Here is a 25,734-nt window from a genome sequence, read left to right as displayed (position 1 = left end):
CATGAGTTTTGCAATCACTCTAACTCGTATATATCCCATTATGAGTTAGAGTAGTTTCTCATACCACGTAATTTACAAGATTGAATCAGTAGTTGCTTGCTGCAAGTTAACTGGCGAACGAAATAACCGCAACTACTGCAAGTAACCTCCTTTTGGATTATCCGGATCTATATCTGCCGGCTCTGACGAACTAGGTGGTCGCGGCGCGCTAAGCAAACGGAGTTGTCCCGCACAAACAGTTGTTGGATCAAGCGCGGAAATAAGAACCGAGGGTAACGTACTTGATGAGAAGGTGTCGAGTAATCTAACCCCGCCAATCTCAACATGAAATGCCGCGATGCCAAGGATTTCACCCTGTAGGTTCCCCTGTAACGGGGCGTAATTGATGCTGACATCACTGTCGTAGACGATAGCACAATAGTCACCGCCTTCGAGGCCTTTCAGCCCGGTCGCTCGCAGCGGAGTAACGTCATCAATTTTGTCGAGCTTACTTTGTCTTAACGTACCATTAATGAATGCACGTAAACCATTCCCTCCCCAGTTCGAAGGCACTTGCTGTAAAGCATACCAGGCTTCGTCACCAACCTGACCAGTTTTTAACTGGAACTGGCTACCTACATTACTAACGAAAAACGGCAGTGGCAGTCGCTGACCAATAGCGGGAATATGCTCATTAATCTCAGCGGTGGAAAAATCAGAACCATTATTCGGCTCTGGTTTAGCAACGCTTCCCAGCCAGTAAACTAGGTCATTATCAATGCTGTCCTCGTCAATAATCAATACACCGGCGGCATCACCAATACAATTGATAAGCGCCGGGTCACTGGCGCTGACAGTATTACCTGTTGCTACTGATATTGCATTAATTGAGGCAATGTTAGTGTGCGTACCAGCCATGCTACACGGAGTTCTTGGTGCTGAGATCTCAATCCCGTCCTCTGTTCTTTTAATACCTATGTCTAAGTCATCAAGTTTTAATTTAATTACTTCCAATTCTTCATCGTTGAGTTCAAGATTAGCTAGCTTACTAGACCCTATGTTCTCTAAAGTGACGCGATAGATTGCTTCCCCTCCGATAGCAAGGCTTGGAGCTGTATCACTGGTGTTGGCATCAAAGAAGGTATTACCGCCATCGACACTAACAGCCTTCAAGATGGTGATCCCTTCATTGATACAACGTAACACTGCCGGATCCATATCACTCACCTCATTGCCTGTGGCAGGAGATGTAGCTGTTACGGATGCCATATTAGTAAAATCGTCAGCTGTCGAACACAAATTGGTATCCGATTGGTCTAGCTGTGTAATATCACCTGAGGTTAATGTGATTGAACTACCCGCTGCAAGTGCTCCTGATACGGCAAAATTACTAATGCTCAGTTTTGCGTCATTTACGATCAGATTGATTAATTCAGTGGTACCATTATTCCTCAAAATAATGCGGTAAGTGGCGCCTGCGCCTATTTCCACTGCCGGTGCTGTGCTGCTGTTATTAGCATCGAAGAAATTTACACCATCAACGCTAATTTCTTTGACTATTTCTATTACCTCTTCAACACAGCGTAACACCGCCGGGTCGCTAGCACTTAACTCATTTCCGGTCACAGTTGAGGTGCCAGTTACGGTTGCAATGTTTGTGATATCACCAGGATCCTCGCAACGTTCCGGTTGTGCCAGCGCAGGTATTTCACCAGCACCCAAAATCACCGTATTCCCGACCAACACGGTACCAACAGCATAGTTAGCAATACCCAAAGTCGAATCGTTAAGCACAACGTTCATCAAATCTGCGGTACCGCCATTAAATACTGATATCCGATATAAGCCACCTTCTCCAAGGGCAACCACGGGTGCATTGGCTCCGTCATTTGCATCGAAATACGTCGTACCACCATCAATACTTATTTCTTTAATAAGGGTCAATGCTTCTTCGACGCATCTTAATACTGCGGGATCACTATCCATGACCGTTTCACTGGTGAGCGCGAACTCAGCCGTTACCGTGGCGATATTGGTAAGGTCGCCCGATATCTGACAACGCCCGGGTTGCGCAAGCTCAGGAATATTAACTGAGGTTAATATTTTTGTCTCCTCAAACGCCAGGTTACCAACAAAATAATCAACAATATTCAATTGGGCATCAGTAACCATGACATTAATCAAGCTGGTTTCCCCGATGTTTTCTACGGTTATTCGGTAAGTTGCATCGCCTCCCAACGTAGTTATTGGCGCAACAGTGCTGCTATTGGCATCAACAAAATCACCGTCCGTACATTCCACCTTAATACAGATTTCTTTAATAATCTCGACTGCGGGCACAGGCAGTGGGTTAATATTCACCTGCGCCGGATCTGTATCACTGACTCCATCGGCGGTAGCGGTGGCTATATTGACCAGAGCCTGGCCAGCAAGGTTAAAATCATTGATTTCAACAATGGCAGAGCCTGTCGCCACGCTACCAGCTGCCAGATCATCGGTGATATTATCGTTATCTTCGTTTGTGAGTCCAATTAGGTTCTCTATTTCAAAATCATCATTTGGATTGCCCGGTGTACCGTTATCATCAACCACCATCACGTTTAACAGTGGGGTTGTTGTCGCTGTGTTGGTGACTTCATAGCAGTATTTCACCGCGTCGATTAAGTCAATGGTCAAGCTTTCGTTGCCAGGACAATTGCCATTAACAGTCGTTACTGTTTTGGAAACCTCGATCATCGCCGGTTCAATCTTATTCACTTTCTTGAACGGAATGGTTTGCGCGCCACCAGGTATGGTATCGCCATTCGGCGCTATGGTGCGCGCATCGTCAAGGCGGGCCTGTAGATTACCTGTTGGTCTCGAACCCAGATCACAGGAGACCCGAACGTCGACCCGCACGATGACTTCTTCGCCGGCTTCTAGGTTTGTCACTTCGACAGTGGCATGCAATTCGGCCCCTGAGGTGTATAAAGGTCCAGTCAATAACTCAGCTGTCAGTGTGGCGCTACTATTGTCATTATCTTTATTGCCAGAGTCCAAACCATCGCCGTCAGGCGAGGCAACAGCATAATTAATTTGAACACCAGTGACATCACTAAGAGCTACCCCTGGTTGCCCGGTAGAATTAGCCAGAAATACGTAATCCAGTTCGATTGTCTGAATAGCATCACTTGGAGAGCTAGCCGTTACCACCTGAGTCAGAAAGGTGACGGTGTCGCCACAGGCAAAATCCCCCCCTTCGAGAGATTCGACTATATCATCGAACTTACCGACAGTCCGGTCTTCAAAGGCTCCGCCGCCAGTTGTGTGATTATAGTCAAATGGTGCAGCCGCGGTAAAGTCCAAAGAAAAATCACCACCATCGGCTTGTGACGGGTAAGAAGTGAACATGCTGCAAACGATGACAATTGCTGCAGTAACTGTAATGCTCCTCAGAGACTCAATTTTTCCTGACCACCGCCTAATCTTAAAGCTTAGACTGTAATTCATATGGGCAATACTCAGCAGCAGAACACAAAAAAGCAAACTTGAAATGAAAATTGATAGGAACATGATTAAACCTTACAACAGTTAGCGTGAACCTCAATGCACAAAGAAATCTCTAGAAATACTGACAAAGCAGAGAATATCTTTTTACATTTATTAGCTTTAATAAGGCAAGTTCTACACCAATAATTGCTAAGCATAATAATCAAGAGGATAGGCTATGAAGCAGCCGTCAGGCTTGAAATAAGTGTTACTCTGGTGAAACACATTGTCTACTGGTGGCCAATATTTTCTAAAGCAGAACTAGCTTCACAAAATATCCCCTCACAGCTAAATTCATCGAGAATACCCTTAAGAAACTGAAAAACATCCTCCTTACAACGCATAACAAGCTAACTAACGCATGGAATTTGTAGTAAATTCAAAAAAGTCACAGCGGTTATTACATTTTTTTCACTCAAACAGTTTATAATGCGGTCAAATTTCCCCTTAATCAATAAACAGACGGAGAATCATGAGTAAAGTTTCTATCTTTCTAAAAGGCATGGCGATGGGCGCAGCAGACGTTGTTCCAGGCGTATCCGGCGGTACAATTGCCTTCATTACCGGAATTTACGATACTCTGTTAGGAAGTATTAGTCGCGTCACTCCAAGCCTAATCGGTATGATCAGAAAGGATGGCCTAAAGGCGGCTTTTGATTACATCAACGGAACATTCTTGATCGTGTTGCTGGCAGGTATCCTAACAAGTATCTTTACGCTAGCGCGTGTTATCACATGGATGCTAAACACACACCCTATTCCACTGTGGTCGTTCTTCTTCGGTTTAATCATCATCTCGGTAAACCACATGTTTAAGCAAGTCGAATTCTGGAAAGTCAGCCGCTTTGTCGCTGTGCTCGCTGGTATTGCTTTTGCTTATAGTATTACCGTACTGCAACCGCTTAATCTGGAGCCAACCTCGATCAACATATTACTTGCTGGCTCAATTGCCATTTGTGCCATGATCTTACCGGGTATTTCAGGAAGTTTCATTCTGTTGATGTTAGGTATGTATGCCCCCATTCTTGCGGCGGCTAAGTCTATCGACATCGTCACATTAGCGATATTCGCATCTGGTTGTGCCATTGGCCTGCTGACATTCTCGCATGTGCTGACATGGGTACTAAAACACTACCGCGATATCGCACTGACGTTTTTAACCGGATTGATGATAGGAACACTTGGTAAAGTATGGCCATGGAAAGAAACGTTAACTTGGCGTACTAACTCTAGTGGCCTTGAAGTCCCATTGCTAGAACGTAATCTTTCGCCATTTAGTTTCGAGCAAGTAACAGGTCAGCCAGCATTATTAGCCTATGCAATTGTTGCTATGCTTGCTGCCATTATGCTTATTTTGGCATTAGAAAAGACCGCAGAAAAAACATCTTAGAAATATCAGTTCAATATCGAGTACAAAAATACGGCCGTTAATTCAGCCGTATTTACAACTACCGCGACCAGTGAAACGCGATGAACGAGAACTATTATATTTGGTGATATGCTACAGTTGAAACGATATAAATCCATTAATAAAACATATATTTATACAAGTTCCTTGGTATTGATTAATGACTATGATTCCGTATTAGCATCATGAATGCGTTCCAGCGCTTTAATACGGCGTTGTTGTTGAGAAGAAAAATTCGTTTCACGTAATTCTGTTATCGCTGATTCTAGCTCTTCCATCGTTAAACTATCATCAGTCATTAACGCTTGCCGCTCATTTAAATAGCTATCAACGTCAGCGTTAAACACTTCGTTCTTTGCATCTAATTCAGCTAAACGTTGTGCTCCTTCGGCCCCTACCAGTTCTTGGCGTATCAAATACTGTTCTTGAGGATCCATGCCTTCTGTATTTACCAACGAGCCCATTAAGGCCGCATTCTTATACGCTACCTGTTCTTCTTCTGGAAGCAACTGTAATTCTTGTTGCCATAGTACATTAAACTCCTCTTCCGACGCTGCAACTTGCTGAAGTTCTAGCTTTTTCAATGTCATCATTCTTAATTGATTTTCTTCTGCGAACAGATTTTTTTGTTGTTCCGCTGTAAAAAACTTAAGCTGAGCAGCAAGTAATTGATCATTTAACGCAATCAAATCTTCTAAACCAAATTCAGCAGAACTAGCATTAGATTCTAGTGTCTGTAAATAAGTTTTATAGTTGATATATTGCTGAAATAGTGCCTTATCTATTTGTGAGTCAGCAGGACGTTGCAAATTAAACTGTATAAATTTATCTTGTAAATTATCCAACTCAACCTCACCTAATCCCGATAAAAAATATTCAAATGTATCGCGATCAAATGTTGAATCAATATCAGTATCCTGCTGCGATTTTGACTGGAACGATTTCGCTTGTATGTGCTTATTCGTGTTGTTTTTATAAATAAAGATCGCAGTAACGACTACGATTAAAACTACCAGCGTTAATACGATCTTTTTCATTTCTATAAACCTTGTAGTTTTAAACGGTTAGCATGTTGACGATATAAAGTTTTTGGATCAGTTTCAAATAAATGATGAAGACCTAAAGTTTGATTAACTTCATCCATATGATTCATTTTATAATTATCGCGAATTACTTTACCTAAGCGTGAACTGCACGAAGAAACAAGGCCATCATTTGGAACATTAAAAGCCTTACCAGTCAGCGTAAGCGCCAAATCCATTGGATCTAACGCGTTAGTAAAGTTAGCACTACCGCTCCATGAGTAATAGTAAACCCCATTCCCAGCAACATAATCACCTTCACCACATGCAGTAATAGGCACACCTTCTGGATACGATTCATTAAATTTTAGCGAGTTCTTAGTTGTTAATGCTTCTAATGCCGCAACTGTATCTTGTGGTAGCTTTCCTCCACGAGAAAGAAAAGTAATTAACTTACTTAAACCATCAGCCATAGAAGCTATTAGTTCCTCAGATACCGACCCCTCTGGTACCTCTCCACGTAAAATATCAGCAACACGAGTGCCTTTATTTACACCACCAATACTGGTAACAGACGCGACGTATTGTGGGGCAACAGATGCCACATAACGTGCTGTTGGCCCGCCATGGCTATGACCAATTAAGTTAACTTTATCTGCACCAGTAGCCGCTAAAATCTGTTCTACCTGTGCTAATAACTGCTCGCCACGAACTTCGGTCGTATTCGCCGCAGAGACTTGAGCCACATACACTTCAGCACCACTTTTACTTAGAGCACGGGTAACACCATAAAAATAGTCAATACCCAAAATGGAATCAAAACCAAAAAGTCCATGGACCAAAACAATGGGATATTTCGTTTCTGTGTACCCCTTATAATTCGAACTATTCGTTAAGCCTTTAGCCTGACTGCTAAATACAATCAAACATAGAGTAAAAAATGCAAGAATCCGTTTCATTTATCTATCCTTATTATTAGATTTAAGTTAATAAATCAGTTCAAAGAGCCAGAACTGAGCTTTACTAAATAAAAGCAAATAAACATTACATGTAGTCACGTTAAATAAATGTGATTAAGATCAATAAATTAAGACGAGGCCTTTGTGTATAAAGTTTAATTTTTAGCGTTTAATTTTAAATGTGGAATTTTAATCTAATTAGAGATTAGATTATAAAAAGAACAATACAACCAACCCAAAGGTATCACTTAATGGGTATTTAATTCTAAGTAAGTCAAGGTTTATAATTAATATATAAGTAAAATTAATTAGTCATTGATACCGTTACTTTACGATAACCCAGCCAACCGAATAGCATAATCAAAAACAAAGGCCCGAGCCACAATACATACGTTCTTGGTTCAAACTTAGGTTTGTACAACACCATATCGCCAAACCGACTGGTCATAAAATCGATCACTTGAGGGTTTGTCTTGCCCTCATTCACCATCACATATACTTTTAGTCGTAAATCTTTGGCTATCGGTGAGTTTGATTCCATCAGGTTTTGATTTTGGCATTGCGGGCAGCGTAATTGACGCGCTAAATGAATCGCCCTATTTTGTTTATCCAAGGTATTAAATTCAAATATTTCTACCGACTGCTTAGGTTCACCATCAGACAAACTAGGCTGCTGTGCAGAGAGAGGCGTTATGATTAACATCGCCATCATGCAAAAACACGCTGATAATCGTTTCATTTATGTTCCCACTTGATTAATTTATTGATTGATTCAGTTGTTCGTTAGCCCTATTCATTTATTTGTTAACAGCTGCATAAATGGCTTGAAGTAATGCTGCCAAACCGTTTCATCCAGCGCCCCAGAATAACGAAAGAGTACAATGCCCTGATTATCTAACAAGTAGGTTTCTGGCGTCGCAACCACCCCCATATCCAAGGCAATCTTGCCGTCAGGATCAAAGATTGTTGCCACGTAAGGATTACCCAGCGCACTTAACACGTGATTAGCATCGGCGCGATCGTCACGGTAGTTTAAGCCAACGATGCGCATGCCATCTTTACCCGCCAGCTTCATTAAAAAACCATGCTCACTTTGACAAACAGCGCACCAAGAAGCCCATACATTTAACAAGGTATAATTTTTATCCGTCTGAAATATACTGTTATCTAATAGTGCGCTATTACCTAATAACTCATTATTACCGACTAGTTCATTGTTATCGATCCGCTCATTATTACCAACTCGTTCAGTAGCACTTAAGCTGCTGGCGGTAAACGCAGGGATCGGTTTACCAACCAAGGCAGAAGGCGTCACTTGTTCCTCTTGAGAGGTTAATGCAAACATCATCGCTGCGACAAACAACAACCCAAACAAACTCGGTAGTATTAATTTAAACTTATTATTTAGCATATCGCTGCCCTATCGCCAAAATACCACCAACCATCATTATTATGCTGCCCGCCCATAACCAGTTGATAAACGCTTTATTCTGGATTCGGATTGCATAAGCGTTACTATCAACCTTTTCACCCATAGTAATGTAGATATCACGCAGCCACGTTGAATGAATAGCGGGCTCACTCATATTCATTACGCGCACTGGATAATGGCGTTTTTGTGGTTTCAATTGCACCAGCTCACCGCTAGCATCAACAACTTCAATGACAGCTTGTTCGGCAGTAAAATTAGCTGCAACCACCCATTCAGTGTTGACATAAGTAACGGTTAAATCACCTAACTCGACCGACACACCTGGGCTCATTTTTGCGCTTACCTCGGTGGAATTATAACTGACGAGTAATATCCCAACCGCAGTGATCGCAACACCAATATGTGCAACAGTCATGGCTAAATGGCGTAGTCGCACCCCAGCAAATAAAGCCGACATAACGATACCGGCGCACAATATCAGCACCCATAATACCAATACAGACAAGGTTTCATTAAACAAGTAACTCATCACTGAGCCTATTATAACTGCAGCTATCCACACTAATATCAACTTCACATGTAGACCATTAACGTTGGTTTTTTGCCAATGTATAAAAGGGGCGATACTCATTAATACAAAACACAATAACGCCAAAGGTACAAATACCGCATTGAAGAAAGGTGCACCAACAGAGATACTGCCGAAGTTGAAGACTTGAAAGACCATCGGATAAAAAGTCCCTAACAACACCGACAATGTCGTCACCACCAGCACACTATTTAGTATCAAAAATAATACTTCACGGCTGACAATACTGCGAAGTTTTAATGGTTTGATCTTACTACTTTGTAACATAAACAACGTTAGCGGCACAACGACACAAACAGCTAAGATCACGAGCAGTACCAGTCCGCGTGTCGGGTCTACCGCAAATGCATGCACAGAAGTTAAGATCCCAGAGCGAACCACAAAAGTACCGAGCAAACTCAAGCTAAAAGTAAATATCGATAGCAGCAAACTCCAGTTAATCAACGCCTGGCGTTTTTCGCTGGCGATCAATGAATGCAGTAATGCGGTTCCGGTTAACCAAGGTAATAAAGATGCATTTTCAACGGGATCCCAGAACCACCAACCGCCCCAACCCAGTTCATAATATGCCCACCACGAACCCAGTGCGATCCCCCCCGTTAGCATCACCCAAGCGGCAAGCGTCCAAGCTCGGCTCCACTGTGGCCAAGGAATGTCGATATCTGGCATAGTTAGCGCAGCCACTGCAAAGGCAAAGGATCCCGAAAATCCCACATAACCTAAATACAATAATGGCGGATGAAAAATAAGACCGACATCTTGTAACATCGGGTGTAAATCACGTCCTTGCATCGGTACCGGAAATAACCGCGCAAAAGGATTCGACCCCAGCAGTGTAAATAAACCAAACGCAGCGGTTAATAAACTTAATACGATTAATACCCGGCTAATAAAAGCTTGATTGTGATGACGGTTAACGAACGCAATTGCCGCCGACCATAACGACAACGAAAACACCCAAAATAATAGTGAGCCTTCATGTCCGCCCCACACAGCGGCTATCTTAAACAATACCGGTAACTGAGAATTAGAATGTTGGGCAATATAGGTGACCGAGAAGTCATCGACAGTGAAACTATAAGCAAGTAGACAAATTGAGGTGGTCACCGCGACAAACGCGCCATAACTCAATGGCCACGAATAACGGCTTAAATGTGGTTGTTTGGTCACGATGCCAAACAAGGGAATAGCGGCACCGAGAATAGCGCACAGCGTACCAAGAATAAGTGAAAATAATGCAATTTCGGGGATCATAAATGGATCCATAGATAATAAAAAAACAAAGAGAGTCCTAATGAACCCTCTTACTTTATATAAGTCATTAACTTGTACTTAAGACATTAACTTATGCCCAAGATATTAACTTTGATTTAAGACAACCGTTAATAACACAATAAGATAATTCTTAAGTGATAGTCAGTTATCAGTAACGAACAGTTAAACAACTGTCATCTGTCCCGCATACAAAATAAATGTACGTAGCATTAACACACCAGCAAGGCTGAGTGATGTCACTAACAATACAAACGCTTTGTTTTGACGAGACTGTGCTGGCACAAAAAAGTTTAACGCTAATGGCATTAACATACCGGCACCGACGACACCGTACCAGAACCATGATGCCCAAAAACCGCCGCCAATCGCGGCCATCGCAGCCATTTCTTTCTGACCGCCACCAAAGATAAGGCCCGTAAAAAAGGTGAGCAATACAAACAGTTCGAATACCACGACAGGACGTTCAATACCATGGATCCATTGCACACTTTTACTGTGGAATGATTCTTTAAATCCAACAATACCAAGCATTAAACAGGCAGCAGCACCCGATGACACGCTAGAGAAGATAAATAACACAGGTAATACCGGATTATTTAACATCGGATAAGTTTTCAATGCCGATAATAAAAAGCCAGTATAAGCCGCTAACATAACAGCAAGCAGTGCTAAAAATAGCTCTAGAGCATTTTCAAATTTAGCCAGTTTATCTACTATCGGATTGACAAAATCAAAGCGACCTTTGAATAACTTCTGCAGTAATACCGCTAATTCATCTTTAAACATGATGGCAATCCAAGTAAATAAAATCATCATATAAACTTGGAATAAAATCACGCCCATCGACATCACGGAGGTGGGATTGAAGTAAACTAAGATCTTCCAGAATGCTAAGGGTTTAGTTAAGTGGAAAATCAAAATGACTAAGCCGGACATGATCCCCAGCGGCGCTAAAATTGCCGTTGCTTTGATAATACCATTAGCGGATGCTTTACCTTCAATGACCTTGCGTTTCAAATGAATCGCAATTAACACCATACCCGCCGACATCCCGGTTAAAAACAGGTATACCGCAATGATCCAGTCCCACACCAATGAATCAAACGTAAACGCACTTACAAATGTATTCATCGTTTTATCTCCCCTTTTGTATCCGCCACTTTATACAGTTTTGGCTCCGTACCTAATTCTACTTTCGAGCGATAAACGGCATTACTGGCAATGACTTTATTTATCTCACTCGCAGGATCGTTCAGATCACCAAAGGTCAATGCTTTAGTCGGACATGATTCAACGCAAGCAGGCAATTTCCCGGCTTTTAAATTAGTATCACGACAGAAATTACATTTATCTGCAGATTTTGTTTCTGGATTAAAGAATCGTACTTGATACGGACAAGCCGCTAAGCAATAACCACAACCAACACACTTATCGCTATGAACATCGACAATGCCTGTTTTTAAATCAACATACGAAGCACCCGTCGGACAAACAGTGACACAAGGCGCATTATCACAGTGCTGACAAGAAACACGATTGAATGTGTAATCAACATCTGGATACTCACCCATCGGCGCACTGCGTTCAATTTTTAAACGTGACACGCCTTCCGGTACATTGTTCACTTCACGACACGCATCGGTACAAGCTGTACAACCAATACAAGCCGTTTCGTCAAAAACCATTCCGTAGCGTTTATCACCGACTTCTTGCGTAGCAACTAATGATTTTTTGGCTAGCGCAATTTTAGAGACGCCAGTCGTAAAAATTACCGCACCAGCACCAATTAATAAATTTCGTCTAGAACAGGCCATGTCATTCTCCCTTATCTTCTTTTTTCAAGTTAAAGTCTTTATGACAATCGACGCATTGCGCAATTTGTTCCTTACGTTCTAGCGCTTGCATACCTTCTTTCTCACCGTCGGCATGGATCACATGGCAAGACGAACACGTGGCTTTTTTCGCATGTACATCATGTACCCAGGTTTTTTCTTGTAATTTTTCTGATGTATGACATTCAGTACAATTGCCCGTCGCTTTTAAAATAGCGCCAAAATCAAGCAGATTTTTATGTGTGCCGATTTCAGATTGAGCGGATGAGAATTTGGTGACTTGCGACGCATTTTCACGATGGTTGGGACCCACCGTGTTATGGCATTCAACGCATTTAAGGTCTCTGCCTAGTTCTGCTACGACTTTTTCACCATGTGTACCCTGGCGTGTTTCTTTCGAATCCTTATGGCATTGTGTACAAGCATCATCACTGTCGCGATTAAACGTCACTTCGTGTCGACTATCAGTGCTTGCATTAATGACCAAGTGATCTGGCGACTCTGCTGCAGCACTGAAATTAAAACCATAGATACATATGAAGAGCAGAAAGCTAATCGTTGTACGTATGGCTAATTTTACATTACCCATTTTGCATCCTTCTATGAGAATTATAAAAATGTGTATTAATTAAAAACACATTTTAATTTTCGTTAGTTTAATCATTCAGACAAAACATGTTTTTAAATTAAAAGTTATTTCAACTTATCAATTATTTGTTTTACTGAGTAATACTAATTCTTATTAAGAATAATTCTTATTTACAGTGCCAGCCACAACGCTTAACGAGTTCACTATATTTTAAAACTGGAAAATTAAAAACAAATAACCCATACCTACAACGAGTTAATTCGATATTTGAGATATACGTCAACAAACTCATAAGCCCATGTTTTAAAAAGACTAACATATGTTATTAAAATGTAAATAAATGTCAAGGTGTGTCATTTACTGTATAGCCTACTCTTTGACCATCTTTTTTCGTACTTATTTGGGGATAATGAAAACACATTATTTATTATTTTAATAATCTTGATCGAGAACAATAAACAAGAGAGTAAGCGGCGGTTTTTATTTATATATAGGTATATTTGAGATATTTTAAATAACGTAATTATATGTTTTAAAATAATCCTTCTGACATGAAAGATTAAATTAAAATATATAGATACGTTTCCAATTCTTATTTGTTGCCACTCTCACAACGCTTGGTCAATCTAAATAATTAATAATTGGAGACAACATGGTTAGTGTATTTAAAACTCTAAAGCCAACGTCAAGCGTAGCCGCTGTATTTGCATCACTATTACTTAGTATGAGTACAACGGCATTTGCTGCGGATCAAATAACAGAACAATTAGAACCACGTAATGAAAAGTTCCAACAAGCACATCCGGATCAATACAAAACGTGGAAAGCGACCAGTGAAAGCAAAGAAATAGAAGATGCATTACAAGGTGATCCAAATATGGTCATCATGTGGGCCGGTTATGGTTTTTCTAAAGACTATAATAAAGCCCGTGGTCATTTCTATGCCATTGATGATATTCGTAATACCCTACGTACAGGAGGACCAACTAATGCTAAAAATGGCCCTATGGTTATGTCTTGCTGGAGTTGTAAAAGCCCTGATGTAGCGCGCTTTATTGAACAAAATGGTGAAGATGCTTACTTCTCAGGTAAATGGGCGAAAGGGGGTGCTGAGATTGTTAATGCCATTGGTTGTGCCGATTGTCATGATACCCGTAGCGACGCATTTAAAAATGGAGAACCCGCACTTAAATTGACTCGTCCACACGTTGAACGAGCAATGGAAGTAATTGGTAAGCCATTTAAAGAGCAAGGTCGCCTTGATCAACAAGCGCAAGTTTGTGCGCAATGCCACGTTGAGTACTATTTCACAGGTCCAACTAAAGCCGTAAAATTCCCATGGGATAAAGGTACCACAGTTGACCAAATGGAAGAATACTATGACGAGATTGGTTTCAAAGATTGGACACATGCAGTGTCTAAAACGCCAATGTTAAAAGCACAGCATCCAGGTTATGAAACATGGCGTGAAGGTATCCATGGTAAAAATAACGTAACGTGTGTTGATTGCCATATGCCAAAAGTAAAAAATGCGGATGGTACTGTATTTACCGACCACAAAGTAGGTAACCCATTTGATCGTTTCCAAGATACGTGTGCAAACTGTCATACCCAAAGTAAAGAAATGCTACAAGACGTGGTCAAAACACGTAAAGATCAAGTGACTGAGATGAAACTGTTGGCAGAAAAGCAAATCATCGCAGCACACTTTGAAGCGAAAGCAGCATGGGAAGCCGGTGCAACACAGGCTGAGATGGATGAAATCCAACTCAATATCCGTCATGCACAATGGCGTTGGGATTATGCGATTGCATCTCATGGTGTACATATGCATGCACCAGAAGTTGCTCTACGTGTATTAGGTACAGCGTTAGACCGTGCGACAGATGCACGAACTCAATTAATTCGCCTACTGGCTAAGAAAGGGATTACCGATCCAATCGAGATCCCTGATATCTCAACCAAAGAACTTGCACAACAAGCACTTGGTATGGACATGGACAAGATGCATAAAGAGAAAGCAGAGTTCTTGAAAACACTTGTGCCAAAATGGGAAGCTGAAGCAGAAAAACGTGAAGCAACTTATTAATTACTGAACATTGGTAATGACAAAAATGCCGACTTGATGTCGGCATTTTTTTTCTTAATCAATAATGAGATAACTGAATGACGACAAGCCAAAGTGGTGATACCAATTGCGTTAAATAAGTGATCAACTATTTATCGTGATTGGTATTCATCATTATTTAATAAATTGCTTGGCTTGATTAATTGAATTAATAATTGAAACCCTGTCTAATCCTTGCTGATCAGAATCGAGTAATTGCACCCAGAGGTCGATTGCATGTTGATACCGCACATTCATAAATTCATTTGCCGCTAACATCATCAGTGCCGTTTGGTTGTTGGGTTCAAGTGATAATGCTTGGTCAAGCAGCGCTTTAACCTCTGCGGTTAAATGCTGGCCGCGCGCGTAATACAACGCAGATGCTTTTGCTGAATAATGTATTGCCGTTGGTTCTGTCGTTAACCGAATTGAATAATCAAACACTAACAAAGCATTATCATACTCGCCGTTATACAGGTAAGCATTACCGAGTTGAAACCAAAGTTTGGCATTCTGCTTATCATCGTAAAGCTTATCTTGCAGCGTTAAAATACGCTTATCACTTATTTCAGACGCAGAAAGTTGTTCGAAAGGAGCAGCCGCTATTAGCGCTTGTTGCGTCTCTAGCCGCTGATAATCGCTCAATAAATAGTAACTAGTCGCACTGCCGACAATCAGAACTGAAGTGATAATCGGCGTCCATAAAAATTTATTCATAGTCAATTTTCATCTGTTAAACTGATGACGATCAGTTTAACAGAACTACCTATAAATACTTAGTGATTAAGCTAACTTATGAATATGCACTATTTGTTCTGCAATTCTTTACTCAATAAGCGTTGAGCCATACGTTCTGCAAAATTAACCGGATTAGTGAGGTCCATACGACTTAACAATTGCTGAATTTCTTCAGTTGGTTTTGTTGCCGTGAGTCCTTGCAACATCAGCTTTAACTTACCCCTTCTCGACTGTCCTTTATTTTTCAATGACTTTAATGCCTTCATCAGTTTCAACTCAGCATGAGTAAAACTACTTCCGTGTGGGTACTCAGGGAATACGCCATGTTGCTTATGCTTGTTACAAAGATCGGTGATCGCCTCAGGTAAATTATTACAAAATGCGATGGGAATTTGGTAATTAGCAGCTACTTTGCCAGCACCTTTTGCTTGCTGAAGTAATTGAGACTGAAATCGAGAGTCAGAAATTTTAATTAACTCGGTATAAACAATGTGATCCGGTTTGCTTCGTAGATCTGCAATACCATATTCAGTAATCACAATATCACGTAACTGACGCGGTATTGTATTATGTCCATAGTTGAACAGTACGTTGGATTGAAGTTTACCATTTCGTACACAGGTACTGCGTAATTTAAGAATCGATCGGGCATCTTTCATCTGATGAGATTGAGCAACAAAATTATACTGACCACCTACACCACTAACCACTTGGCCATTTTCTAATCCATCTGAGATCACGGAACCATCAAGTGTCACCATCATTGCAGAATTAAGAAAGCGAGCTTCTTTACGTTGCATCGCTTTAATTTTTTGATCACCCAAGAAATGATCGTACAGATCATTCACATACTTCACACTTGTCATACAGAACTTAGCATGATCATCTTCAGTCATTGTATTCAGTGCTTTATAAAATGCCTTAGGGCCAATAAAGAAGGCGCCATGCATTACAATGCCACCTTTAAGTTTGTCTCCGAGGCAATGCTGCTCAATCCACAAAAGTGCATCTGTTTGACTCAAATCTGCAATACAACTTTCGTCATTACTGTATAACGTGTTTTGATACAAAGTCACTGCCGATTTAAATATCCCTAATTCTTGTAGGTAAGCGAGATCCTTCGTGGTGAGTTCGGCTGAAATTGCTTTATACTTAAGTAATGTGGTGAGTGTATTGATGTTTACATCAGTGGTTATCACGTTATCATTCAGCAAAGATTGTAATAAAACATCAGAAAATACTTGGCGTGTTAAGATCCCGGCTTGATACAAATGCATGAAACCATCTACCATTAATTCACTGCATCCGTATAAACCTTGGCTGAAAATACTTCTATCGCCTACTTTAGCCACGATAGGAAATTTCTCTGAAATTTTTAAATCATTGAAAATTTCATTATAACGTCCATTATTTTGGTGGCGGAGTAACAAGCTATAGCTTAGTGCACTACAAAGTGAACCTATGCCAAGCTGGAGTGTTCCACCGTCTTTAATCAAACTACTCGCATAAAATCCAATCATGTGATCTGCGTTTGAAATAGCGTCTTCAGGGGTAGCAAATAATGCATAGTCTTTTTCTTGGCTTTCTAAAATAAAGTTAAATGTATTAGCACTGACTTCAGCATGATTACGCATAAATGGCATATTAGAATTAACTTCACCCACACAAACAAATTTTCTGCCTTCTACAACCTTTAACTCTTCTAACACCGGAATCATATCTAATGCTAAATCTGAGTTACTGCAAAGGCTATATGTAGTGACGTCATCAACGTGTCGCTCCGCAACAACTTGTGCAACAACGTTAACCCCTTTATCTATTAAATCTCGAACAGCATGAGTATAATTGGTACTTGTGTAATTGAGCTGCTGTGCGTGATTTATAAAACTACCCGCTTTAAAGAAGAATTCAAAAACCGTAATATTATCTGGTAAGGTTTTATTTCGAATATCTTTCATATAATCAAGTTCTTGCACATCAGCAAAATGACGACTGACAAATGGGGCAAGAAATTTATTTTCAAGATCTGTTTTAGCCCGGGGAATTTCCAACGATATAGCAGTTTCAATTTGCAACGTGATACTTGGATCAGCCTTTGCGCGTTGATATAACGCATTGCTAAACGTAATAGCTTTGCCAATTGCTATCGGCAGTCCCAAGACAATATGGTTTCCAACTTCGGCAAGTACGGCATCAACTAATTTCTCGACATCGTTTAACCTAACGGCTTCAGGTTTATCTGTAGCTTTAGTTGAATTTAAAACTTGCTGAGCTGATCGTGTTTTTGCTTCGACATCTAATACAGGCATTATCATATCCTTTTAATAATCGGTAACATCAGGATTCTACAAATATACTCAATTAGTGATATGTTAGATTTGATTAAACGTAACAGCAAGTCATTTTTAGAGGAAATACTCCATTTTCATTTTTAAAACAGTGATAACAGAATGTTAACCTTAAGTTAATGATGATTTCGTGTTGATGAGGGCTTATTTTAGATGTTATTGAGAGTAATACATTGAAATAAAGTAAAAAATAAAATATTTATACAAATAGCCTAAATAGTTAATTTAAATCAACTAATAGCTTTGCTCAACGATGTAACATATTACAGATATATAATTAACAAGTTAAAACGCGTTAATCCGCTCGGTTCACATTACAGGCCTTCATTAATCCACTTCGATTCGTTACCTGCTTTTCCAAGCCTAATTACCAGATACTCTGCTGTTGCTGCAACATATCAGAATATTTAGCTTTTATTACGACGCTATCAAGAATAATCATATTGCGACACAGATAACAAACAACTCAAAACCACCTATAAATAGGTATTAAACATGTGCTAGATTGATACTTTCTGCGTTTTAACGAGAGTTTAAATGAAAGCAAACATACAACAACAGCAAGTCGATACGACTATAGTCCGAACTCACGCGTTACTGCATATGGCTAAATCAATTCACAGTGTTCGAGGGGCAAGTCCACTAGGTATTGGCTATTTAGCACCCAGCATCGACCTTAGTGCTGTTCGTCATAAACTCGATCAACTTGAAAGTCAGTACTACGTGATGCGTAAAGGTGACTTTAATAGTCAAGGTTACGTTAGCAACCAAGACAGCTTAGTTAAAATAGATGAAAAGAAACACCATAACAATTTGCTGACACCAGCGACAAACAAGTACATCTGGCATTATAACGAAGCCATAGCCCTGCCCTTTATTCCCAATAAACTCGCCATTATTGGTGCTGGTATTAATGCCATCGAAATAGCGACTATCTATCAAGCCTTAGGCGCTGCTGTTGATATCTTTATTACTGGTGATGAAGTTTTTCCAGAGCTAGACAAAGACATCAACAAAACCTTTCAACGTTATGTAAAACGGCTTTTCAAAATAAAACCACAAGCAGAAATAACCGCCTTTAATTTTAGTGATGATCAAGTTCAGTTATCCGCCATCAGTAAAGCTAAAGCATTGCCTGATGCTGATTATGACGCGGTATTTATTGCTGACGATAAGCCGTCACAGAATAACTTGTTAACTCACCCCTTCATGGCCACCAGTTTCCCAACGGTGACCTGGTTAGGCTGGACAGAAAAGCAATTGGCTAGCAGTGCGTTAAATTATAAGGTGATAAACATGCCTTGGCGTTCACTGGGTCGAGCGAACACAGATGTAAACACCAATGGCTTAACTAAGCTGATCTTTAATACTGACAATCACGTCTTAATCGGTGGCGGCATGATAGGTAACAATGCTGATGAGATATTTGGTGAAGTTTGTTTAGCGATACATAATAAGTTTACGGCAGACAATATTGCCCATACCGTACATGCTCATCCAACCTTGCATGAATCCATACTATTGGCTGCTGAAGTATATCTTGGCACAGCGACTGATGTGCTGAATGAAGAATAGGTGTACAAAAGAGTAGAGAGACCTACTTATACTCAAGCTACTTAGGTATAACTGCAACATTGGCGTTAATCAGTTCACACAAGATAACAAGCTTAGCGCTTAACGCCAGTGCCTCTGCTTGTTTGTCTGGTGTGTCTTTTGCATTTGCCACAATCGGCCAGCCAATATTTAACCTTAAGCAGTTTTGATAATACGCAAGCGTGGTAAATTCACTACCAGCACGAAAAGGCACGCCTTGCTTTAATGCTTCACTAAGTACCGCTTGACTGTCCATATTATCAAGCTGTAACCAGATAACCATACCGCCTTCCGCCACACTGATTTTAGTATTACCAGGCAACAATTCTCGTAATAAACTATGATACTGTCGCGCATGGGACGCCAAGGTTGTCGTTAACTTCTTCAAGTGCTTCGCATATTGGCCAGTATTAATAAACTCGCAGACCGTATGCTGGACAATATTATTGACCCCAAAAAACTGCACGTTACGTAGCTGTAAATAGTCATTAAAATAACGTCCAGGCTCACACCAGCCCAAACGATAACCCGCTGCAATCGTTTTCGAAACCGAGCTACACCACAATACCCAGCCTGATTTATCCCAATATTTAATTGGTAACGGTGTGGTATTGGAATAACTTAATTCTAAGTAAATGTCATCTTCAATCACAGGGACTTGGTAATGTGCAGCCAGCTCAGCAATACGTTGCTTTTGTTTATTACTCAGGCAAAACCCTTGTGGATTAATATGATTGGCACTGAATAGACAGGCAGAAATACGCTTAGATTTAAGTCGTTCTTCAAGTTGCTCTAAATCGAGCTGAGCCTGGTAACACGGTATCTCGATCACTAACCTGCCCATGTTCTCCAATAAGTCCAGTAACCCACTAAAGCAAGGCGATGACACGGCAATGGTATCTCCTGGATTAGTGGTGATTTCGATGGCACTGCGAACCGCATCAATACAGCCATTAGTGATCACTAAATTATCTGCTTTTAACGGAAAGTGTCGTTGTGAAAAATGATTGGCCAAGGCGGTACGTAGCCCAATATCACCTTGATAATCAGGATAAGCAAACACGTCTGCACCTGCTCGTTGATTCGCCCGTCGTAAACAGCGACTCAAGGTTGCTTGCGGTAACAGAGCAGCAGGCAGCTGTGCGGTATAGAACGGACCACGTAAGCCTTGGTCGATGGATTGGCTGATTTTAGGCTTAGATATTTTTACGTTAAATCGAGGATATACCGGCGTACTCTGTTTATTCAGCGGCTGGGTAATAAAGTAACCTATTTGCGGTTTGGCATGTAACCAGCCTAAGTCGAGTAAACGCTGATAGCAATTATTGGCCGTCGTCATGCTCACATCATGTAGCTGAGTAAACTGCCTTAACGACGGCATACGCTGGTCGATAAGTAATAAACCTTTATCAATGTCGTTAATAATAGTATCTGAAATTGTAATATAACGTGCTGCCATTCGTCCTCTCCCTCAAAACCAACTATCCATACGAAGCTTAACTGTACTCTAAAAAATTACAAAAAGTGCATCTGTTTATTATTTGTCAACACGACATACTAGTCAAACACTAAAACGACGGAGTATGATTATGCGCAAAAAATTGATAGCAGCTATGAACGGAAAATCGATAACACCGATACACGGAAGATCAATATCACCAATTCACTTAATCATCATTGTCGCCATAACATGTCTATGGGGCTTTAACTTCTCTGTGATCAAGGCTGGTGTGGACAACATAGATCCCTTTATTTTAACAGGATTACGTTTCACCTTTGCCGCATTTCCTGCGATCTTGTTTGTGCGCAAACCAGATGTCCGCTGGTTTTATATAGTGCTCTATGGCATCACATTTGGTGTTGGGGTATGGGGTATGATGTCAATGTCTATTTATACAGGGTTATCTGCAGGCATCGCCAGCATCATCTTAGAATTTAGTGCCTTCATTAGCGTACTAATGGGAATGGTTTTTCTAAAAGAACGTATCAGTACAAGTCTTAAACTTGGTCTGATCTTATCCTTACTTGGGCTGGTTTTCATTGCCAATATAACTGACGGCTCTGTTACCTTAGTAGGCTTTATATTTGCATTCATAGGTGCCATAGGCTTTAGCAGCATTAGCTTAATGGTTAAAAAATTGGCGATTAAAGATATGTTTGCTTTTGTGGCCTGGTCTTGTATATTTGCACCACTACCGCTGTTTGCAATGGCATATTTTGTCAATGGGGTGAGTTTTTATAGCGAATTAACCACTCTCAATTCAACCGCATTCGCATCGGTACTGTTCCAGGCTTATCCAACCACATTATTAGGTTATTGGGTATGGAATAAAATGTTAACTAAATATCCGCTCAGCGTGATGAGTCCATTTAAACTATTAGTGCCTATCTTTGCATTAATGGGGTCTGTTATCTTTTACGATGAACAATTAGAAATAAACAAGATAATTGCATTTTCATTGATTATGGCAGGCGTGCTAATACCATTGCTCGCACCGTTGTTTATGCGGTTAAAAGTGCCCTTGGTAGCATTAAAACGGTTTAAAAAGTCATAACCTCAACGATCAATCAGCGTTAATTGTGATAAATGTTGATTGATCACTGGTAACCGTACTATTTTTGATCGTAGTTTTAGCACCTTCGCAATACCCGCTATTACATTGCTGAGTACATGATTTAGTGCAATGGACGCGTTTGTTACAGCTCCACAAACATAGCTGCCAAACTTGCTGTTTCGATTCTGGATCTAAACAGTTGAAATCCGCGGCACAAAGGTGACCCGCCTGGATCAACTCCGCTAACTTCCGAGTCGATATACTTAAATTAACCTTAGAAGACATGATTAAGTCCTTTATAAACGTACGACACTCCATGTATTCATCATACCTGTTATTGAGAATGATTATCAATAGCAGGTGTGGATTTTATTGACACTAAATTACAAAGCGTTCAGATAACGGACTAAAGTACGACTGAATCCAAGAGCACATATACCAAGGTCGTAAACTATAAAAGTGCAACGATAAAGATCATCGATTATAAAGGTCAGGGTATAAAAATGGTGCCATTGCTAATGTCAGCGCTTGAGTATAATTGCTTTCGCGTGTTGCATGGCCATTGGTTAACAGGCCAATCGCCCCGCCTTTATGCTTAATATTGACAGTTTTAAAAAGCTTATCCATCACAGGCCCTAACTCTTCACCATCGAGTAACGACTGATAAATAGGTGCAGGTAATGGTAACGCAGCGCTTCGGCCGACAGACTGCTGCTCTTTATTGGCAATGACAACGTATGCAAATGTAGCAGGACCATCGTCCAGCAGATCCACACCGCCTTCGATAGCAATATAAAAGTCAGCCTCAGAATTTTGTTGGCAATACTTAACACGATTAATCGCGCCTTCACGGGTTTCCGCGGCGTCCATTGGCTGGTCAGGTACATTAGAAGGTGCATCAACCCCCTCGCATTCCACATCATGATCTGGATACAAGGCTGCGATAACGCTACGTGAGGCATTTATTTTTACTGGATTTTTAGACCCAACCACAACTTTAATTAACTTCTGTTCCATCATTTTAAATTAACTCTTCTTGATTGCCAGTAATGGCTTTTCCAATAGGGATTATCTAAACGCGATAAGCTCACGCCACGGCTGCTCGATGCATGAAAAAACTGTAATTCATCAACCATAATACCAACGTGACGAACATTCACCCCAGTTTTAAAAAACACTAAATCACCAGTGCGTAATTGCTGACGTTTAATCGAATGTCCGACTTTAACTTGACCGGCAGTCGTCCGAGGTAGAGATAATGAAAATTGTTGCTCAAAAGTCAGTTTAACCAACCCTGAACAGTCAACACCTTTCTTACTCATGCCACCCCATTTATGTGGAGTACCGCGCCAATCGTTATATTGTGATAATAACAGCCCCTGAGCATAAGCAAGTTCGGCAGTTGGCGCATTAATTTTAGTATTGTTCTCAGACTTTTTTATTGAGCTATGCTGACTACAACCCGACATGATCAGCAATAGCACAGCACAACAGAAAGATTTAACTACCATAGTATTTATCCGTTAACATTTATTCCTTGATATTCTACCTTTTCGCCATAGTGCAAAACAACCCGCTTATGACTGCCAATCAAAATTATCACTCAAATGATTAAGATCTTAGCTTAATTAGAATAACTTAAATAACAACCAACACTCACTTTAGTTACCGATAACATGACACTATAAAATTAACACCAGCAAGTAAAATCACTTTACCTACAGGGTTTATAACCCTATGTGGCTAGTTATAAACATTAACAAATAACGACGTAAAAGTGTTAAGTAACACACGATTTATTGAATTTAATACTATTTTCATACCCTTAAAAGTACATTTAACACCTTGTCACTATTTACAAATCATAAACAACACACTAACATATACCCATATAGATATAGAAAAATAACGAAATAGAGCTTAGTGTCTAAACACTCTATTTTATGGATTTACTACATAGGGATTAGATTACATGCAAGCACTCACGCTAGTTGATATGGGTTTCTTATATACAGAAACAGTTGCCAGTCCTAAACATGTAGCCGGATTACAGATTTTTTCTGTGCCAGAAGATTACCAAGGTAACTTTACCCGCGATCTGTTCGATTGCTTAATGTCTCAAGATGAGGTCAAGGCACCTTTTAATTTAAAACTTAAAAAACAGCTCACAGGCCAATTCCACTGGCATGAAGATAACAATATTGATCTGTCTTATCACGTACGATTTGCCATGCTGCCACAACCAGGCGACGAAAGTCAGCTGCTTAATTTTGTTGAACACCAACATGAAAGTCTGCTTGATAGAAACAGACCGCTGTGGGAAATGATACTCATTGATGGCTTAGAAGATAACAAATTCGCTATTTATCTTAAAGCACACCATGCTTTCACTGACGGTGCAAAAGCCAACCAACTATTAATGTCATATTTAAGCAGTAATACAGATGGGGCAATGACCGCTTTTTGGAATGTTGAGCACGAGCAGAAAGAAAAAGAACTTGATAGTATGCTCACTTCAATAACCAAAACATCGAAGAAACTATCAGATCAAATCAAATCAATTCCATCGCTGACTAAACTTACCACGAAGTTGCTTTTCCAAGCCGCTAATGTGTATAAAGCGGATATGCCGACACCGTTTATGGCGCCGAAAACACCATTTTCAGTCAGTCCCAAACGAGCCCGTCGCGCCGCTATTTCGGCACTACCGTTAACACGCGTTAAACGTATTGGCAAAATGACAGGTGCAACGATCAATGATGTTGTCGTCACCATTTGTGATATGGCGATTCATAACTACCTTGAAAGTAAGAATTTTAAACTTAAAAAGCCGCTTGTTGCCCAAATGCCAATGAGCTTAAGAGAAGCTGGCGACACAGTGACAAACAACCAAGTCGCAATCAGCTTAGTCGAATTAGCTTATAGTGGCGAATCACCGCTTGAACGTTTAATGACAATTAAAGATTCGTGTATCAAGTTAAAAAATGAAACTCGTTTACTGACCAAAGAAGCACTGACAAGCTATACCATGGCGAGCCAAGGTCTTGCTGTTGTTAGCGAATTCTTAAATTTAGATACCGTATTACCACCTATGGGGAACGTGCTCATTTCGAATGTGCCCGGTCCACAAGCGCCGTTATATATGATGGGTGCGAAAATGGAACAATGCTTCCCTATTTCGGTATTACCACCAGGGATGTCATTAAACATAACGTTATATAGCTACAACGGAACAATCAATGTTGGTCTCGTATCATGCCGCTCTGCACTGCCTGATTTAACTGACCTTGCTGCTTATGTGACTGATGCGTTTGTTGAATTAGAAAATGAGGTACTTACAAGTGCTGTATCCTCAGTATCAGAACAAATTGCACTATTAACAAAGCCTAGTGAAAACTCTGATATTAAACAAGAAACCTTGGCTATTATCGAGCAGATATTAGCTGAAAGTGAAACAGATATCAGTGCTGAGAATACCGCTGTAGTAGAAGCAACAACTTAACATGGTGGAGTAAATCCAACAGTATCAGATCCAGCTTAGGGAAAAATGATGAAAACACGTGATAGGATATTACAGTGTAGTTTAGAAATGTTCAGCCAGTACGGACACGTCAAAGTATCAACGGTTGAAATTGCGAATGCCTTAGAAATAAGCCCAGGTAATTTGTATTATCATTTTAATGGTAAAGAGCTGTTATTAACTGAGCTGTTTTATGAATACGAAGCGGCCTATTAATAAGCTAATGTCATTCTATGAAGATGATGTGCAAGCGTTGAAGA

The 25,734-nt window shown here is 40.4% G+C and carries 21 protein-coding genes; 6 read left to right on the top strand and 15 right to left on the bottom strand.

Annotated elements, in window-relative coordinates:
- Positions 1-132 precede the first annotated feature (132 nt).
- On the bottom strand, positions 133-3,369 hold the full coding sequence (locus PE36_RS24470; RefSeq protein ID WP_006033790.1) for a hypothetical protein: 3,237 nt from the start codon (positions 3,367-3,369) through the stop codon (positions 133-135).
- Between the two features lie 610 nt (positions 3,370-3,979).
- On the opposite strand from PE36_RS24470, the gene PE36_RS19450 reads away from it, so the two are divergent.
- Complete coding sequence (locus PE36_RS19450) at positions 3,980-4,897, top strand: DUF368 domain-containing protein (protein ID WP_006033789.1); 918 nt, start codon at positions 3,980-3,982, stop codon at positions 4,895-4,897.
- 182 nt (positions 4,898-5,079) lie between these two features.
- On the opposite strand, the gene PE36_RS19445 is transcribed toward PE36_RS19450, so the two are convergent.
- The 8 genes from PE36_RS19445 to PE36_RS19410 all read right to left on the bottom strand — a co-directional run bounded on the left by PE36_RS19445 (position 5,080) and on the right by PE36_RS19410 (position 12,613).
- On the bottom strand, positions 5,080-5,952 hold the full coding sequence (locus PE36_RS19445) for a lipase secretion chaperone (protein WP_006033788.1): 873 nt from the start codon (positions 5,950-5,952) through the stop codon (positions 5,080-5,082).
- A 2-nt stretch (positions 5,953-5,954) separates the two neighbouring features.
- Positions 5,955-6,896, bottom strand: coding sequence for a triacylglycerol lipase (locus tag PE36_RS19440; protein ID WP_006033787.1), 942 nt, complete (start codon positions 6,894-6,896; stop codon positions 5,955-5,957).
- Between the two features lie 304 nt (positions 6,897-7,200).
- Positions 7,201-7,635, bottom strand: a complete 435-nt coding sequence (locus tag PE36_RS19435; protein ID WP_043994870.1) for a cytochrome c-type biogenesis protein CcmH — start codon at positions 7,633-7,635, stop codon at positions 7,201-7,203.
- Positions 7,636-7,689: 54 nt separating this feature from the next.
- Entirely contained in the window at positions 7,690-8,307 is a 618-nt protein-coding gene (locus tag PE36_RS19430; RefSeq protein WP_043994869.1) for a DsbE family thiol:disulfide interchange protein, read from the bottom strand.
- The gene (locus PE36_RS19425) at positions 8,297-10,171 is read right to left on the bottom strand and encodes a heme lyase CcmF/NrfE family subunit (RefSeq protein ID WP_043994868.1); all 1,875 of its coding nucleotides are present in this window, start codon (positions 10,169-10,171) and stop codon (positions 8,297-8,299) included. The genes PE36_RS19430 and PE36_RS19425 overlap by 11 nt, the downstream gene beginning before the upstream one ends.
- 183 nt (positions 10,172-10,354) lie before the next feature.
- Positions 10,355-11,323: a cytochrome c nitrite reductase subunit NrfD gene (gene nrfD / locus PE36_RS19420; protein ID WP_006033783.1), complete on the bottom strand. Its 969-nt coding sequence runs from the start codon at positions 11,321-11,323 to the stop codon at positions 10,355-10,357.
- Positions 11,320-12,006: a cytochrome c nitrite reductase Fe-S protein gene (gene nrfC, locus PE36_RS19415; RefSeq protein WP_006033782.1), complete on the bottom strand. Its 687-nt coding sequence runs from the start codon at positions 12,004-12,006 to the stop codon at positions 11,320-11,322. The genes nrfD and nrfC overlap by 4 nt, the downstream gene beginning before the upstream one ends.
- Before the next feature lies 1 nt (position 12,007).
- Positions 12,008-12,613: a hypothetical protein gene (locus tag PE36_RS19410; protein ID WP_006033781.1), complete on the bottom strand. Its 606-nt coding sequence runs from the start codon at positions 12,611-12,613 to the stop codon at positions 12,008-12,010.
- Between the two features lie 652 nt (positions 12,614-13,265).
- Here PE36_RS19410 and nrfA point away from each other — a divergent pair.
- Entirely contained in the window at positions 13,266-14,702 is a 1,437-nt protein-coding gene (gene nrfA / locus PE36_RS19405) for an ammonia-forming nitrite reductase cytochrome c552 subunit (RefSeq protein ID WP_006033780.1), read from the top strand.
- A 153-nt stretch (positions 14,703-14,855) separates the two neighbouring features.
- Here the strand turns inward: nrfA and PE36_RS19400 are convergent, their stop codons facing one another.
- Positions 14,856-15,437, bottom strand: coding sequence for a tetratricopeptide repeat protein (locus PE36_RS19400; RefSeq protein ID WP_006033779.1), 582 nt, complete (start codon positions 15,435-15,437; stop codon positions 14,856-14,858).
- Positions 15,438-15,526: 89 nt separating this feature from the next.
- Complete coding sequence (locus PE36_RS19395; protein ID WP_006033778.1) at positions 15,527-17,767, bottom strand: acetyl-CoA hydrolase/transferase C-terminal domain-containing protein; 2,241 nt, start codon at positions 17,765-17,767, stop codon at positions 15,527-15,529.
- 576 nt (positions 17,768-18,343) lie between these two features.
- On the opposite strand from PE36_RS19395, the gene PE36_RS19390 reads away from it, so the two are divergent.
- On the top strand, positions 18,344-19,381 hold the full coding sequence (locus tag PE36_RS19390; protein WP_006033777.1) for an NAD-binding protein: 1,038 nt from the start codon (positions 18,344-18,346) through the stop codon (positions 19,379-19,381).
- 37 nt (positions 19,382-19,418) lie between these two features.
- Here the strand turns inward: PE36_RS19390 and PE36_RS19385 are convergent, their stop codons facing one another.
- Complete coding sequence (locus PE36_RS19385) at positions 19,419-20,858, bottom strand: PLP-dependent aminotransferase family protein (RefSeq protein WP_006033776.1); 1,440 nt, start codon at positions 20,856-20,858, stop codon at positions 19,419-19,421.
- 130 nt (positions 20,859-20,988) lie between these two features.
- Between PE36_RS19385 and PE36_RS19380 the strand changes: the two genes are divergently transcribed.
- Positions 20,989-21,954, top strand: a complete 966-nt coding sequence (locus tag PE36_RS19380) for an EamA family transporter (RefSeq protein WP_083798031.1) — start codon at positions 20,989-20,991, stop codon at positions 21,952-21,954.
- A gap of 9 nt (positions 21,955-21,963) precedes the next feature.
- Here the strand turns inward: PE36_RS19380 and PE36_RS19375 are convergent, their stop codons facing one another.
- From PE36_RS19375 to PE36_RS19365, 3 genes are all read right to left on the bottom strand, one after another.
- Entirely contained in the window at positions 21,964-22,239 is a 276-nt protein-coding gene (locus PE36_RS19375) for a hypothetical protein (protein WP_043994867.1), read from the bottom strand.
- Positions 22,240-22,428: 189 nt separating this feature from the next.
- Entirely contained in the window at positions 22,429-22,971 is a 543-nt protein-coding gene (gene yjjX / locus PE36_RS19370; RefSeq protein WP_006033774.1) for an inosine/xanthosine triphosphatase, read from the bottom strand.
- The gene (locus tag PE36_RS19365; protein WP_006033773.1) at positions 22,971-23,465 is read right to left on the bottom strand and encodes an NlpC/P60 family protein; all 495 of its coding nucleotides are present in this window, start codon (positions 23,463-23,465) and stop codon (positions 22,971-22,973) included. Before PE36_RS19365 ends, yjjX begins: the two co-directional genes overlap by 1 nt.
- A gap of 461 nt (positions 23,466-23,926) precedes the next feature.
- On the opposite strand from PE36_RS19365, the gene PE36_RS19360 reads away from it, so the two are divergent.
- Entirely contained in the window at positions 23,927-25,456 is a 1,530-nt protein-coding gene (locus tag PE36_RS19360) for a wax ester/triacylglycerol synthase family O-acyltransferase (RefSeq protein ID WP_006033772.1), read from the top strand.
- A 45-nt stretch (positions 25,457-25,501) separates the two neighbouring features.
- Positions 25,502-25,690: a TetR/AcrR family transcriptional regulator gene (locus PE36_RS19355; RefSeq protein ID WP_006033771.1), complete on the top strand. Its 189-nt coding sequence runs from the start codon at positions 25,502-25,504 to the stop codon at positions 25,688-25,690.
- The last annotated feature ends 44 nt before the right edge of the window (positions 25,691-25,734 follow it).

This window comes from Moritella sp. PE36, from assembly GCF_000170855.1.
Classification (GTDB): domain Bacteria; phylum Pseudomonadota; class Gammaproteobacteria; order Enterobacterales; family Moritellaceae; genus Moritella.
Note: the sequence above shows the minus strand (reverse complement) of the source record. Positions and strands in the feature narration are given on the sequence as shown.